The organism is Agrobacterium vitis (genome assembly GCF_013426735.1).
GTDB lineage: Bacteria > Pseudomonadota > Alphaproteobacteria > Rhizobiales > Rhizobiaceae > Allorhizobium > Allorhizobium vitis_D.
Genome location: NZ_AP023272.1, coordinates 1,800,403 through 1,815,881, shown reverse-complemented (window position 1 = coordinate 1,815,881; position 15,479 = coordinate 1,800,403). Strand labels below are relative to the sequence as shown.

The 15,479-nt window shown below is 57.5% G+C and carries 11 protein-coding genes; 5 read left to right on the top strand and 6 right to left on the bottom strand.

Annotated features, from left to right (window positions below):
• Positions 1-65: 65 nt before the first annotated feature.
• From H1Y61_RS08315 to H1Y61_RS08305, 3 genes are all read left to right on the top strand, one after another.
• Entirely contained in the window at positions 66-1,256 is a 1,191-nt protein-coding gene (locus H1Y61_RS08315) for a lytic murein transglycosylase (protein ID WP_156590325.1), read from the top strand.
• 201 nt (positions 1,257-1,457) lie between these two features.
• Positions 1,458-2,024: an isochorismatase family protein gene (locus H1Y61_RS08310; RefSeq protein ID WP_180574320.1), complete on the top strand. Its 567-nt coding sequence runs from the start codon at positions 1,458-1,460 to the stop codon at positions 2,022-2,024.
• A gap of 5 nt (positions 2,025-2,029) precedes the next feature.
• Complete coding sequence (locus tag H1Y61_RS08305) at positions 2,030-3,031, top strand: GlxA family transcriptional regulator (protein WP_180574319.1); 1,002 nt, start codon at positions 2,030-2,032, stop codon at positions 3,029-3,031.
• 584 nt (positions 3,032-3,615) lie between these two features.
• On the opposite strand, the gene metF is transcribed toward H1Y61_RS08305, so the two are convergent.
• From metF to H1Y61_RS08275, 6 genes are all read right to left on the bottom strand, one after another.
• Positions 3,616-4,533, bottom strand: coding sequence for a methylenetetrahydrofolate reductase [NAD(P)H] (metF, locus tag H1Y61_RS08300; protein ID WP_180574318.1), 918 nt, complete (start codon positions 4,531-4,533; stop codon positions 3,616-3,618).
• Positions 4,533-5,534: a metalloregulator ArsR/SmtB family transcription factor gene (locus H1Y61_RS08295; RefSeq protein ID WP_156637320.1), complete on the bottom strand. Its 1,002-nt coding sequence runs from the start codon at positions 5,532-5,534 to the stop codon at positions 4,533-4,535. Before H1Y61_RS08295 ends, metF begins: the two co-directional genes overlap by 1 nt.
• Positions 5,535-5,759: 225 nt before the next feature.
• A complete protein-coding gene (locus H1Y61_RS08290) occupies positions 5,760-7,952 on the bottom strand; it encodes a methyl-accepting chemotaxis protein (protein ID WP_180574317.1) in 2,193 nt (730 codons plus the stop codon).
• 304 nt (positions 7,953-8,256) lie between these two features.
• Entirely contained in the window at positions 8,257-10,620 is a 2,364-nt protein-coding gene (locus H1Y61_RS08285; protein ID WP_235680861.1) for a methyl-accepting chemotaxis protein, read from the bottom strand.
• Positions 10,621-10,750: 130 nt separating this feature from the next.
• The gene (gene ettA / locus H1Y61_RS08280; protein ID WP_180574316.1) at positions 10,751-12,400 is read right to left on the bottom strand and encodes an energy-dependent translational throttle protein EttA; all 1,650 of its coding nucleotides are present in this window, start codon (positions 12,398-12,400) and stop codon (positions 10,751-10,753) included.
• A 146-nt stretch (positions 12,401-12,546) separates the two neighbouring features.
• Positions 12,547-13,269, bottom strand: a complete 723-nt coding sequence (locus H1Y61_RS08275) for a ribonuclease T2 family protein (protein ID WP_180574315.1) — start codon at positions 13,267-13,269, stop codon at positions 12,547-12,549.
• A 187-nt stretch (positions 13,270-13,456) separates the two neighbouring features.
• On the opposite strand from H1Y61_RS08275, the gene H1Y61_RS08270 reads away from it, so the two are divergent.
• Together H1Y61_RS08270 and H1Y61_RS08265 are read left to right on the top strand one after the other, a co-directional pair.
• Entirely contained in the window at positions 13,457-14,410 is a 954-nt protein-coding gene (locus H1Y61_RS08270) for an alpha/beta hydrolase (protein ID WP_180574314.1), read from the top strand.
• A 76-nt stretch (positions 14,411-14,486) separates the two neighbouring features.
• Complete coding sequence (locus H1Y61_RS08265; protein WP_180574313.1) at positions 14,487-15,458, top strand: DMT family transporter; 972 nt, start codon at positions 14,487-14,489, stop codon at positions 15,456-15,458.
• The last annotated feature ends 21 nt before the right edge of the window (positions 15,459-15,479 follow it).

Genomic DNA, 15,479 nt, shown 5'->3' with positions numbered 1-15,479 from the left:
CATGCTTCTGTCACAAAGCTTGGGCAGAGCGGAGCATGTTCTTTTCATATCCGGGGGCTTTATCCATGCATATCCTGTCTCGCTTCACGCTCGCAGCCGTGTTGAGCGGCCTTATGGCCGGCACGGCCTTTGCCCAGGCACCGCAATGCGGCGGTGACCTCAGCGCTTTTCTGGCTGGCGTCAAGGCGGAAGCTGTTGCCAATGGCGCGTCGGCCGAGGCTGCCGACAAGGCACTGGCCGGTGCGCAAATCGACCAGAAAGTGCTGGGCCGCGACCGCGCCCAGGGCGTGTTCAAACAGACCTTTACCGAATTTTCCTCCCGCACCGTCTCAAAAGGCCGGTTGGATCAGGGAAAGCAGAAATTGCAGCAATATAGCGCGGTCTTTGACCGGGCCGAAAAAGAATACGGCGTTGCCCCCGGCGTGATCGCCGCTTTCTGGGCGATGGAAACCGATTTCGGCGCCGTCCAGGGCGATTTTAACACCCGCAACGCGCTGGTGACGCTGGCGCATGATTGCCGCCGCCCGGAACTGTTCCGCCCACAATTGCTGGCGCTGATCACCATGGTTCAGCATGGCGATCTCGACCCCGCCACCAATACCGGTGCCTGGGCCGGTGAAGTTGGCCAGGTGCAGATGCTGCCCAAGGATATCGTTGCCTTCGGCGTCGATGGCGACGGCGATGGCCATGTGGCGCTGAAATCCAGCTCACCCGATGCAATCATGACGGCGGCGAAATTCATCCAGCACCTCGGCTTCAAACGCGGTGAGCCGTGGATTCAGGAAGTCACCGTGCCGGACACCCTGCCCTGGGAAAAGAGCGGCTTCGACAGCGGCATGAAGGCAGGCGACTGGTTCAAGCTCGGCGTCAAGCCGCGCGATGGCAATACCAAATTTGCCGATCTGGAGGGCGAACTGGTACTGCCGCAGGGCCGCAAGGGACCGGCCTTCATCACCTATCCCAATTTCGGCATTTATCTGGAATGGAACAAGTCGTTTATCTACACGACCTCTGCCGCCTATTTCGCCACCCGTCTCGAAGGTGCCGAGGCCTATCTGAAGGGCAACCCGGAACAGGGATTGACCGATGTGCAGATGAAGGAATTGCAGACCAAGCTGAAGGGCCTCGGCTATGATGTCGGCGAGATCGACGGCATTCTGGGCGGCGGCACCCGCGACGCCGTGCAGAAGGAACAGCTGAAGCGGAATATCCCCGCCGATGGCTGGCCAACGCCAGCATTGTTGGCCGCACTTTAAGCCTCATCAAAAATTCCGATTGTTTTAGCCGCGCATTCTCATGAATGCGCGGCTTTTTCATGCTCGACAGAGCAGACCCCATCGTCAATAAAGATTGGCGTGATTTGTCCCATCCTCGTCAGAAAGCGGTATTTCGCCGACGGATTTCATCGTTAGACTGACATCATCTTCACGATAAAAGCTCCCTTGGAGGCAATGGCCATGACACATTCCGACACCGCCCTGCTGGTCATCGATGCACAGCAATCCTTCCGCCACAGTTCCTATTTCCGCGAGGAAGAGTTGCCCGCCTATCTGCAGCGTCAGCAGGCGTTGATCGATGGCGCCCGCAAGGCGGGCATTGCCACCGTGCAGATTTTCCATTTGAACGACACTGGCCCTTTTAGCGAGGCCTCCGGATTCGTCTCCACACTGTCCCCTTTGACGATTGAACCAGATGCGGTTTTCCGCAAGCATCGGCATAGCGCGCTGGTCGGTACGGGGCTTGATGTCTGGCTGACCCGAAACAATATCCGCCATGTGATCGTATCAGGTATCCGTACGGAGCAATGTTGCGAAACCACGGCACGTCATGCTTCGGACCTGGGTTATAGCGTGGATTTTGTTGGTGAAGCCACCCTCACCTTTCCGATGACCGACGATCAGGGCCGTGAATGGAGCGCGGCGGAGATCCGCGCTCGCACCGAACTGGTTTTGGCCGGTCGCTTCGCGCGCATTGCCACGGTCGAGCAGGCATTGTCACTCCCACCCACAACACTCGCGGCATAGACTTGATGACAGGACTGATCCCGCCGCAGCGCCGTATCGAAATGATCGTCGTCGTGCCGCCACGCCTGCTGCTGCTGGATCTGGCCGGGCCGATGGAAGTCCTGCGCAAGGCTAATCTTGAGCAGGACAGTGTGCGGTTCACGGTTCGATATGTCGGTCCCTCTCCCCACGTCAACAGCTCGGTCGGCCTGGCGCTTGCCGGGATTGAGCCGCTGCCGGATGCCGTAGCCGACGGCGCGATGATTATCGTCCTGGGCAATGCCGCACAGCCGCTCGGTGCAGTCGATGCGAATCCGGAGCCGGACGATCTTCTCCATGAGGCCGCTATCGTCACCTGGTTGCGGTCCGCTGTCCGGCCAGGCGTAAAGCTCGTCACCATTTGCTCTGGCGCCTTGTTGGCGGCCCGCGCCGGACTATTGGAAGGTTATACCTGTACCACTCACCACACCGAGATTGCTGAGTTGCGGCAGTTGGCACCCACCGCAAAGGTGGCGGAAAATCGCCTCTATATCCAGGACCGGGACAGGTTGAGCACGGCAGGCATCACCGCCGGTATCGACATGATGCTGGCCTTGGTGGCAGAAGAGGCAGGACACACGATCGCACTCAACGTTGCCCGTTACCTGGTTGTTTATCTGCGCCGGGCGGGGAACGATCCGCAACTCTCCCCATGGCTTGAGGGGCGTAACCATATCCATCCTGTCATTCACAAGGTCCAGGATGCGGTTTCGGCTGACCCTGCCGGCAACTGGACGGTTGCCAGCATGGCAGCCATTGCGGCCACCAGCGCCCGTAGCCTCTCGCGCTTGTTTAACGAGCAAACCGGCATGAGCGTAACCGATTATGTCAACCGCCTTCGGGTCGCGTTGGCCCATCAGCTGGTCACCGCTTCGCGGTTGGATATGGAAACCGTTGCGCAACGCTCTGGTTTTGCATCCACCCGACACATGCGCCGCGCCTGGAAAAAGTTGCACGGCGGAACGCCAACAGCATTGCGCAGTCCCTGACCTCACCAAAACCGAGTCGTCCGTCCTGGAACGATGCAGATTCAAGCCGATGACATTGCCGCCATTAACGATGAAATATTTCGTTATCACGCGATTTTAACAATATGTTTCCGTGCGTTACCTTTTCTTCCAATGGTTTATACAGGCAGGCTGCTGCATCGCAGCACAAATTTCGCTTTTCAAATGACACGAAACGGTCATATTCTTTAACTGTTAACGCAAGGGAGACCGAGATGGGACTGACACGTTCTTTCAACATCCTGGCAGTCGGAGTAGCGTTTCTTTTTGTCGCAGCGATGCTTTTCATCTGAGGACGACAACAACTCCAACACCGTATGCGGCGGCGGCATGGACCGCCATGACACTTTTCATCATCAACGATGCTAAAAACGCCGTGCGCCCTCGATGGCGCACGGCGGTTTTTATTGAGCGAGATTGATGAGCCACCAAATGGCTCCACAATTGCGGAGAACGAGCAGAAAACCGCCCTCGTCTCCGCTATCAAGCATGTCGCGATCAGGGAAGCGTCTCGCGCTTTAAGGTTTTGCTTTATCGCTATCGTTATCGCAAAATTGTTGCACGCTTTACGCCACAACCCCTGCCCGGTCGGCGGCTGCGGTATCAGAGCGATGCAATCCCAGCCGTGCCAGTGTGGCATTGACCAGCGGCGCACGATTCATCGTATAGATATGGAACTCGTCGATACCGCGCCCCTGCAGGTCGGCGATCTGCTCGGCAGCCAGTGCCGCGGCGACACTGGCCCGCTCAGTGGGCTTGTCGTCCAGCCCTTCGAAACGCTGGTCCAGCATGGCGGGAACGGATGTGCCGCACATTCCAGCAAAGCGCTTCAACTGGGTGAGGTTGAGGATCGGCATGATGCCCGGCACGATAGGAATATTGATTCCGGCGGCCCGGACCTTGTCGAGATAGCGTTCGAAAATATCGTTATCGAAGAAAAATTGGGTGAGCGCCCGGGTCGCGCCATTATCGACCTTGCGTTTCAACATGTCTAGATCCATGGCGAGATCGGCGCTTTCCGGGTGCTTTTCCGGATAGGCGGAAACCGAAATCTCGAAATCGCCAAGCTCTTTCAGGCCCTTCACCAACGCTGCCGCGTTTTCAAACCCACCCGGATGCGGTTGATAAACCGAACCGACACCGGTCGGTGGATCGCCGCGCAGCGCCACGAAATGCTTGACACCAACCGCCCGAAAGTCTTCGACCACCTGGGCGATTTCCTCGCGTGTCGCACCGACGCAGGTGAGATGCGATGCGGTGGCGAGTGGCGTTTCCGCCAGCAAGCGGCGCACAGCGGCCAGGGTCGGTGCCTTGGTGGTGCCACCAGCACCGTAGGTAACGGAGACAAATTCCGGCGCCCAGCCGGTCAGCTCATCGACCGTTGCCCAGAGCTGAGCTTCCATCTCCTCGGATTTCGGCGGAAAGAATTCAAAGGACAGCTTGAAGGGCCGCGCCTGATTTCTTTTGGACGATGTGTGTGCCATCAGTAAACTCCCGCCCGCGCGGCCTGTTGCGCCACGGATGCTGCGGCTTGACCATAGGTCGCCAGCCAGATTGTTGCTGTAAGCGCCTCCCCATCCCTATGGTTCGGCGCAATATCGATTGCGTTTGTGACGTCAAAACCTGTCTTGACGAGCCAGCCCGCCATTAACTGATGGGAAAAGCCCAACCGCACATGCGCATGATCTTCTCGCAAATGCTCCAGCTTATGCGGTGCGAGATCGATGATCACCAGCCGACCGCCCGGCTTCAGCATACGCGCCGCCTCGTTCAGCGCCAGTTCGGGCTCCACCAGGAAATGCAGCACCTGATGAATGATCACCACATCGAACTCGCCACCATCCAGCGGCAGATTGAGAATATCCCCTTGGCGTACGGCAGCCTTGGCCACACCAGCCTTGTCGAGATTGACCCGGGCAACCGCCAGCATGTCGCGGCTGGCATCGATACCCACCGCCCGGTGATAGCGGCTTTCCAGCAATTGCAGGATACGCCCGGTCCCGGTGCCAAGATCCAGTAAAGCCTCGACTGTGTCTTCGCCGATCAGTTTCACCAGTGCATCTTCGACCTCGCGGTCATTGATATGCAGCCGGCGCAACTCATCCCATTCAGCGGCGTTGCGACTGAAATAGGCCTGCGCCTTTTCCGCCCGCGCCCGTTTGACTGCTCCAAGCCGCTCGCCGTCACGCGCCAAAACAGGATCGGACGTGGAGGCAACCGCCAGCAGATGACGTGCGAGATCGCCCGCCGCCCCCTCCTGCTTCAAACGAAAATAGGCCCAGGCACCTTCCTGGTAACGATCCACCAATTCCGCCTCAGCCAGAAGCTTGAGATGGCGCGAGATACGCGGCTGGGATTGACCGAGAATGTCGGTCAGGTCAGATACAGTCAGATCTCCCGCCGCCAGAAGCGCCAACAGCCGCAGGCGGGTTGGTTCACCTGCCGCCTTGAGAAGATCGACCAGACCGTCCAATGTAAAAGACATGCTCATGCCGCTTCCATCAATCAAGATATAAACATATCTTTATGTGATGCGCGGAGTTTTCGCAAGCCCCAAATTGCCGTTGACCATCCTTGCGGCACCGTGAATCAACAAAAATCCGCCGGTGACGAGTGCCACCGGCGGTATAGAAAGCTTGCGTGCTGAACCAAACAGGCTCGGCATCGTTTGCCTTTTCGGAAAAATCGGTTGGATTTTCCCTGACAAACTCTAGGCGACCCGCTGGCGCGCGAAATCCGCCCGTCCAGCGGAGGTCGTAGCACGACCGGAGTTCTGGTGACCCGTCTTGAAATTCGCCAGCAGTTCCGAGAGCCTGGCTGCTTCATCGGCAAGCCCTGCCCCGGCAGCATTCATCTCTTCGACCATTGCGGCATTCTGTTGCGTGGCCTGATCCATATGGTTGACGGCGACATTGACTTCGCCAAGCCCCACCGATTGCTCCTGGGCGGCTGTTGCGATGGCATCCATATGTGCATTGATCTCCTCGACCACCTGCGCGATGGCACCCAGGCCCTCACCGGTATCGTGGACCAGCTTGACTCCCTCGGAAACCGCAACTTCAGAATTTCCGATCAGCTGTTTGATTTCCTTTGCCGCATTGGCGGAACGCTGGGCAAGCTCGCGCACTTCCTGGGCAACGACCGCAAAGCCCTTGCCCGCCTCTCCGGCGCGCGCTGCCTCAACACCGGCATTGAGCGCCAGGAGGTTGGTCTGGAACGCGATTTCATCGATCACGCCGATGATCTGAACAATCTGCCGAGACGCATTCTCGATCCGGCCCATCGCGGTCACCGCATTGCCGACCACGTTGCTGGACTTGTCGGCACGGCCGCGAGCATCCCGAACGAGATCACGGGCCTGGCCGGTTCGCAGCGAGGTCGCCTTCACATTGGCGGTGATTTCCTCAAGAGCCGCCGCTGTCTGCTCCAGTGAGGCCGCCTGGGTTTCGGTCCGCTTGGAAAGATCATTGGACGCATCGGAAATTTCACCGCTGCCGTTGCGCACGCCAGTCGCGGATATGCCGACGGAAATCAGAACGGACCGCAGCTGGTTGACCGATGTATTGAAGTCATGCCTCAATGCCTCGAATTGCGGTGCAAACTGCTCCTGGATTTCGCAGAGCAAATCACCCGCTGCCAGCTGGCGCAGCCCTGAGGCCAGGGCACCGGTGGCGCGGGCGAGACGCTCATTTGCCTCCGCCTCGGCCTTGGCCTGCATTTCCTCGCGCTCGATCTCGGCACGACGGCGGTTTTCCTGGGCCGACCGTTCCAATTCATCGTTGCGAAGTGCTGCCTGGCGGAACACCTCGACGGAGTGGGCGATGTCGCCGATCTCATCTTTGCGGTCAAGATAGGGAATAGCGCTGGCCTTGTCTCCCTCGGCCAGGCCGGTCATCCGGCCGGAGATCCGGCGAATGGCATTCGAAAGAATCCGCAGGACCGAAATGCTGAACAGTGCGGTGACCAAAACCAGGATGCCGAGGGCCGTCACCATAAAATAGAGGGAGTTACGCGCGTCCGACAGCTGCACATCGGCAAATGCGCCCAGATCTTGCGACGTGGATTTGATCAGGTCGGCAACAAAATCCCGCCGCTTGGCCATGATCGTGTTCCAGGTGTCGAGATCGCCTGTGGCGGGGGTATAGGTACGACCCACGGCCATCGCATCTACGGCGTTCTGGACAGCCGCGACATCGCTTCCTCGCCAGAACTGGTCGTACTGATCGTTCAATGGCTTAGGCAGGAATTGCTGCATCGGCTTCAAGTAGATCATGGCCTTATTGAAACCAGCATGGAAACGGGCCGACTCTTCTGGAGAAAGCGAGCCTTTTTGGGTATAAACTTGGCCGATCCGGTTGATGATCAGATAGGAATCGTTGACCTGCAACAAGGAATAATAGCCCTGGATGCCTTGTGACAGGAGGCGATCATCAACGAGATTGGCAGCGCGGCCGGCTAATTCCATTCCCATGGCAGAAATAGGCTGGAGATATTTCAGGGGCATGATCGGGTCAACGCGATCGGCATCGACAGCGGACCGGAATTCGCCGATCTTGGCGAAAGAATCAACAAGCCGGTTCTTCAGGCCGTTCAGGATTGCATCATCATAGCCAGCGGAGATGGCGTCGTCATAGGCGCTCACCACCTTCGCATAGGCCGCATCCGATGTTGCCCGCGCCTCGGTCCTGGCTGCCGGCGGCGCCGCGCCCTCCAGGGGCATGACCAACAACAGATTGCCTCCGGCCCGTGCCAGTTGCTCCAGAGTCACGGCCTTGGACGTATTCGTATAGTTTTCCCAGGCCTCCCAGCTCAGGATTGCACCCAGCACGATCGCTGCCAATAAAGGCACGATCCCAAGGCTCGTCAAAAGCACCTTAAACGGCAAAGCCGAAATAATTCGCATAAATCCCCCCAAAAATCACAGAATTCGCCGCACAGAGCGACAAAAACTCATAGTGATTGTCAATTTGCGAGAAATTTGTTATTTTTCCGTAAGTAAATTACAACAAACGGAATCAACTTTAAGATGTTTTTTTTCTTTGCTAATCGCAATGATAATAAGCATTTCTTCATATAGATCGAAAAATGCCCTTGAAATTTTCGAGCATAATTCTCTCAAGCGGCGGGCGAGGCATCGGGCCAGTCCTCACCTTGACCAAAAAAGCCCCCACCTGGGCGGTGCAGGCTTTTCTGGGTTGGAGAGGGGGTTAGAATTCTTCCCAGGCATCCTTTGAAACGGCAACAGCGGCGTTACCTCGGCTCTGAATTGCTACCGGTCGGCTGGCTGGCTGCCGCTCCGTACGGGCCGGGACTGCCGCAGCCGGTCGGGCGGATCGCTGCACGCCACCTGTCGAGGCGAGAGACAAATCAGCCTTTTGCCCGCCCGTCTCGAAATTTGCCAACAGGTCGGCAAGCCTGGTTGCTTCACTGGCAAGGCCCGCCCCCGCCGCGCTCATTTCCTCTACCATGGCCGCGTTCTGTTGGGTGGCATGGTCCATGTGATTGACGGCGGTATTGACTTCGCTAAGACCAACCGACTGTTCCTGGGCCGCCGTCGCGATGGCATCCATATGCGCATTGATGGCCTGCACGAGTTCGGCGATTTCGCTCAGGCCCTTGCCGGTATCGTTCACAAGCCTAACGCCATCGCCGACTGCCACTTCCGAATTGGCAATCAGCGCCTTGATTTCCTTGGCCGCATTGGCGGAACGCTGCGCAAGCTCGCGTACTTCCTGGGCAACGACGGCAAAACCCTTACCGGCCTCCCCGGCGCGCGCTGCCTCGACGCCCGCGTTGAGCGCCAGGAGATTGGTCTGGAACGCGATCTCATCGATGACGCTGATGATCTGGGTAATCTTAGAGGAGGCCTCTTCGATACGCCCCATGGCCGTGACCGCATTGCCTACCACCGCCCCGGAGTGTTCGGCGCGTGTGCGCGTATTGCGCACCAGATCTCGCGCATCGCCGGTGCGTTGCGACGTTGCCCTGACATTGACGGTAATCTGCTCAAGTGCGGCGGCGGTTTGCTCCAGGGAGGCCGCCTGCTGTTCCGTCCGCTTTGACAGATTGTCGGACGCCTGGGAGATTTCACCGCTGCCATTGCGCACCGCATGCGCGGCACTGCCGACATCCAACAAAGCAGTTCGCAATTGCTCGACAGAGCGGTTGAAATCATGGCGAAGCGCTTCAAACCGGGGAGCGAATTCCTCGCGGATTTCACAGAGCATATCCCCTGACGCCAAACGCTTCAACCCGGCTGCAAGCGAACCCGTCGCGCGGTTCAGACGCTCCTCGGCCTCCGCTTCCGCAACGCGCTGAACTTCAATGCGTTCAAGCTCACCGCGACGCCGCATCTCTTCGGTTTCAGCTTCAAGCTGCTTGTTACGAATGGCCGCTTCCCGGAAAATCTCAACCGAGCGGGCCATGGCTCCCACTTCATCCTGACGGATGGTGAAGGGGATATTTTTCTGCGTATCGCCATCGGCAAGGGCTCGCATGGACTGTGTGAGAGTGCCGATGGGAGCAACAACGCGTCTCACGACAATCGCCATGCCTGCAATGGTCAGGAGGATTGAGCCAACCAGCAAGGCGCTATACAAAATGACCAAGGAGAATGCGGCGCTAGCCAACGAATTCGCTTTATCATTCACAACCTTCATCGCCGTAACCACGACATCGGCTATGCTGGCTTGAGCTTTGGAACTTGGCGACAACCATTTATCCAGGGTCAAATCAGGCGGCTCGCGTGCGACAACTTTTTTGTAGAGAGTGTCACGCATTTCCGCGAATGAGCCGTCAAAATACCCCGTCTCGGCATTGTTGAGGGCCTGCTTCAATTCTTCGGGCATCGTTGAATGATTGACGAGTGCGCGAACCTGAAGCCAGCCGGTGATGATTTTTGAATGCTGGTTCGCAACCTCAAGAATATCAGGCATAGCGAGAGGTGTCTGTAGAGCGATAGCCTTGTTGAGCAGGATGTTTTCCGCTCCGGCCGCTGAGCGGGTTACCCATGCATTGGTCCTGACCTGCAAAAGATCTGTCAGGCTGTTATCCAGCGAACGAATGGTGGATTCGGTGAAAACCGAGCTTTTTTCGAGATCATCAAGCACGCTATCGCCATACGAAAGCTGCTTTGCATTCAGCTCCTTATTGCGGCTTTCCAGAGGAAGGGAAAACTGCGCGTCAAGCGGTTGGCGCATCGAGACGATCGTGTCGTAATGTCCTTTGATCTTGTTCAACATCGCCGCAAATTCTGGCGTACCGACAACGGTGACCGCTGCGGTAAAATCCTTCATTGCCACGTCAACCTTCTGGCGATCGACAGGAACATCCTTCGCAGTCGTTCCAGCCTTTTCCGGGCTTGTCATAAAGACGGTGTTGGTATGGCCGCGTTCCAGGCGGTAATTCAACAGAAAATCAAACAGCGCCTTATTAACCGCCGTCAGTTTTGCGACATCGCGGAACACACCGAACTGGTTGTAAGCGACATAAAGCGATCGCGACACCATGGCGCCCAAGGCAATGCTGATAATAAGAAAAACTGAAACCAGAACGTTCCGTATAGAAAACATAATCCCCCCAAAGGCATTAAACCCTTGGATGAATTTCATCACGTAAACAACTAATATAATGTTAAAATTACGATATCCGATAAACAACCCTGAGACGGAAAGAACACCTCAGGGTTGCCAATAATCAAGATTACCGGGTCAGGCGCTTGTAGCTGACCCGCTTCGGGTTGACGCTTTCGGCACCCAACCGGCGGATCTTGTCCTTTTCATAGTCCTCGAAATTGCCTTCGAACCATTCCACGTGGCTATCGCCTTCGAAGGCGAGAATATGGGTGGCCAGACGGTCGAGGAACATGCGGTCATGCGAAATGATGATCGCACAGCCGGCAAAGCTTTCCAGCGCATTTTCCAGCGCGCCGAGCGTTTCGGTATCGAGGTCGTTGGTCGGTTCGTCGAGCAGCAGAACATTGCCGCCAGCCTTCAGCATCTTGGCCAGATGCACGCGGTTGCGCTGACCGCCAGAGAGATTGCCAACCTTCTGTTGCTGGTCGCCGCCCTTGAAGTTGAAGGCACCGCAATAGGCGCGGGAGTTCATGTCAAACTTGCCGAGCTTGATGATTTCGGCCCCACCGGAAATTTCTTCCCAGACCGTCTTGTCGGCGGCCAAAGTATCGCGGCTCTGATCAACATAACCAAGCTGCACGCTATCGCCGACTTTGACCGTGCCGGAATCCGGCGTTTCCTGGCCCGTGATCATCCGAAACAGCGTCGTCTTACCCGCACCGTTCGGGCCGATCACGCCAACAATGCCGCCCGGCGGTAGTTTCAGGCTCAGATTGTCGATCAGCAGACGGTCGCCATAGGACTTGGAGATGCCATCCAGCTCGATGACCACCTGGCCCAGTCGCTCGCTGACGGGAATGATGATCTGCGCATCGCCGGGACGCTGCTTTTCAGCCGCTTCCACCAGTTGCTCATAGGACTTAATACGGGCCTTGGACTTGGCCTGACGGGCCTTGGGGCTGGAAGCGATCCATTCCTGCTCGCGCGACAGCGCCTTCTGGCGTGACGCGTCTTCGCGGCTTTCCTGCATCAGACGCTTGGCCTTGGCTTGCAGATAGGCCGAGTAATTGCCTTCGTAAGGAATGCCACGGCCACGGTCGAGTTCAAGAATCCAACCGGTGACATTGTCGAGGAAGTAGCGATCGTGGGTAATCATCAGCACGGAGCCGGGATATTCCCGCAGGTGGTTTTCCAGCCAGCCGATGGTTTCAGCGTCCAAGTGGTTGGTTGGTTCGTCAAGCAGCAGCAGGTCGGGCTGAGACAGCAGCAGCTTGCACAGCGCCACGCGGCGGCGTTCACCACCGGACAGGCTGGTTACGTCGCTGTCACCGGGCGGGCAACGCAGGGCGTCCATGGCCATTTCGACCTGATTTTCCAGATCCCAAAGGTTCTGGCTGTCAATCATGTCCTGAAGCTTGGCGCCTTCATCCGCCGTCTCGTCCGAGTAATTCATCATCAACTCGTTATAGCGGTCGAGGATGGCGGTCTTGGAGGCAACGCCTTCCATGACGTTTTCGAATACGGTCTTGTCCGGGTTCAGCTTGGGTTCCTGCTCCAGATAGCCCATGGTCGCGCCTTCGGCGAGCCAGGCTTCCCCGGTATATTCCTTGTCGAGACCAGCGATGATGCGCAGAACCGTCGATTTACCGGCACCGTTCGGGCCGAGAATACCGATCTTGGCATCGGGATAGAAGGACAGGTTGACGTTCTCAAGGATCTTCTTGGCGCCATAGGACTTGTTAAGCCCGGACATGTGGTAGATGAACTGACGTGCCATCGGTAAAATGCTCCGCACGGGTAAATGGAATTGCCCGCTATGTAGGCGAAACCGCAAGCCGGGGCAATGCCGCCCGCGCAATTCCTTCGGGTCTTGCCCTGTTTACGGAATAGAATGCGCGCGCACTATTCGCTCTCAAAGCAGGCTCATTGCAGCCCAACCGGATCGACAATACCCTGGTTGCAATCAAACTTGGTTGAGCCTGCCGCCTGGATGCGCTCTTGCAGCGGCGTCCCGACCTCGCCATCCCCAAGACCTATGGTCAATTCCGTCACAATCCGTCTGTTGCCGTCTTGTTCGCAGCTCATTTTCACCCGCCGCCCAGCGCCCGGACCAAAGCTGGCATCAAACGCCGTCTGCACATCTTCCTGGGTCACCGCCTTGCCCACGTTGGCAGCAAACAGCCCATTGACCGCCGAACCGTTCAGGGTCTCAATCAGCGCGATCGCCTCGGCAAAATAGTCTTGTTGATTAAGACCGGTGCAGGTGCCATGCTTGATCCATTCATGCCGTTCCAATGATGACTGCGTGCCGGGCATGACCCGGTCCAGCGCCTGTCGGGTCTCGGCAGACAGGGTCACTTCCGGCAGATCGGTCCAGCGGCTTTTCTTGTCGGTATCGATATCGGCCTGCGCGACGCCGCAATAGTTCTGGCGCATCGGCCAAAGACCATGCAGGGTAAAATGGCTGGCATCATAGCGATCCGCCGTCTGGCTCTTGCATTCCGGCTTGTCCGGCTTGGTCTCGCAAAAACCCGGCTGCCAACTGACGGCCAGAATGCTGGTGGTCCTGCCTTTTTCCGCTGCGAAAGACGGAAGACAGGTCAGAAAGACCGCCGCAGCCAGACCCAGATAGTAAAAATGCTTCATGATGTTCTCTCCACCGAATCGCTTAAGGTCTTCATGGAACGGTTGAAACAGGCTTGCAACCTTGAATAACGGCATGAACCTGCCTTTCAGCAATTGCACTTAGCTGCAAAATCACGTCATTTTTCGGGGCGGAACGGGTTGAGACTCGCGATATACCATTCGCGTTCGGCACTATCGGGAGGACGGCATGTTTGACGAAACGCTTTACCTGCAAAGGCCGGATGGTGCCCGGATCGCCTACCATCATCATCAGGCAGAAAATGACGGCAAAGCCATTCTCCTGATCAATCATGGGCTGATCGAACATTCACGCCGCTATCGCCGCTTTGCCGTCTTCATGGCCGCATCGGGCTTTCACGTTTACGCCCATGACCACCGTGGACACGGAGAAACCCAGGCCCCGGATGCACCGCTTGGTCGCTTTGCGCGAAAGAATGGCGTTTCGCTAGTGATCGAAGATGCCAGGGCGATCCGCGATCTGGCGATTGCCAACCATCCCGGCCTGCCGGTTCTGCTGTTTGGTCATTCCATGGGCGGGCTGATCGCCCTGCGCACCGCAATGGAATTTCCAGAAAGTTTTCAGGCGCTGGCGGTGTGGAATTCCAATTTCAACAACGGCATCGAGACCCGGTTAGCCCGGCTGGTTCTGAAGATCGAGCGGGCCTTGAAAGGCTCTGACGTGCCAAGCCTGCTGATGGCCAAGGCGACCTTCGAGGCCTGGGGCAAGGCGGTGTCGGGAAGGCGCACTTTGTTCGATTGGTTGAGCCATGATGCCGCCGAAGTCGATCTCTACGCCAATGACCCGCTCTGCCGGTTTCAGGCCAGCAATTCGCTGTGGATGGACGTGCTTGACCTGACGGCTCAGACCGCAACCCTGCCCCGCCTTGCCCGGCTGCGAACCGACCTGCCCATTCATCTGGTCGGCGGCGGGCAGGACCCGGCCACCAAAGGCGGCGATGCCACCCGCGCGTTGGATCATCGCCTGCGGCAATCCGGTCTGACCGATGTCACGCTGACCCTTTATCCCGCCATGCGGCATGAAACGCTGAACGAAATTGGTCGTGACGAGGCCATGGCGGCGTTTCGGGATTGGGCGCGAAAAGCGCTGGGCCTAACGGCAGTTCATTCCGGTTTGGAATGACCCTATAACAGAAAGTCACGTGCCGTCTTGCATGGCGGACGCTATAGACAGACGATCAAAAGCGAGACAATCCCGCATGTCCACTCCACCCCGTGCCACGTCAGGCACATCCAGCCAAGCGCCGTTTTTCTCCGGCGTCACGTTCGGACTTGGCATGATGGTACTGTCGGTGCTGATCACTCCGCTGGTGGATGTGTTTTCCAAACTGGCAACGCAAACCATGCCTGCTGCCGAAATCAGCCTTGCCCGGTTTTTCTTTCAGATCCTTTTCATGCTTCCCGTGCTGATAATAAGACGCACCTGGCCGAAACTATCCTGGTCCAACACCCGCCTGCATATGGTGCGTGGCGGGGTGCTCTGCCTGTCGATGCTGACCTTTGTTACCGCGTTGCGCACCATGGAAGTGGCGGATGCCGTGGCAATCTTTTTCGTCGAGCCGATCATCCTGACCATCTTGAGCGGCATCATCCTCAAAGAAAAAATCGGCTGGCAACGCTACCTCGCCTGTGGCACCGGGTTTATCGGCGCCATGTTGGTGGTGCAGCCCAGTTTCCAGGAAGTCGGAGCTGTCGCCTTCCTGCCGATCATTGCCGCCTTTTGCATCGCCATTTTTGCAATTCTGACGCGGCTATTGTCACGCCATCAGGACCCGTTCGTCATGCAGGTGGAAACCGGCTGCTGGGCCATGGTGTTTTGCACCATCATGATCGCCATAGGCCAGACGATGGACCTCGCCATGTTCGACCTGGTCCAGCCGGACCTAACCGGCACCATCTGGCTTATCTGCACTGGGGCCACTGCCGCCGTCGGCGGTGTGCTCGGTGTGTTTGCCTATCGCGCAGCACCACCCTCAATGCTGGCACCGCTGCAATATCTGGAAATCGTCACCGCCACCCTGTTTGGCTGGCTGGTCTTCCATGACCTGCCGGATGCGCTGAAATGGCTGGGCATCGCCATCATCATAGGCTCCGGCCTCACCATCATCTGGCGGGAGCGCAAACACGCATCCAGGCCTATTTCCGACAGCAGCGGGCCGCCACAACCTTAAATTTGTCTCACACCTACTGGC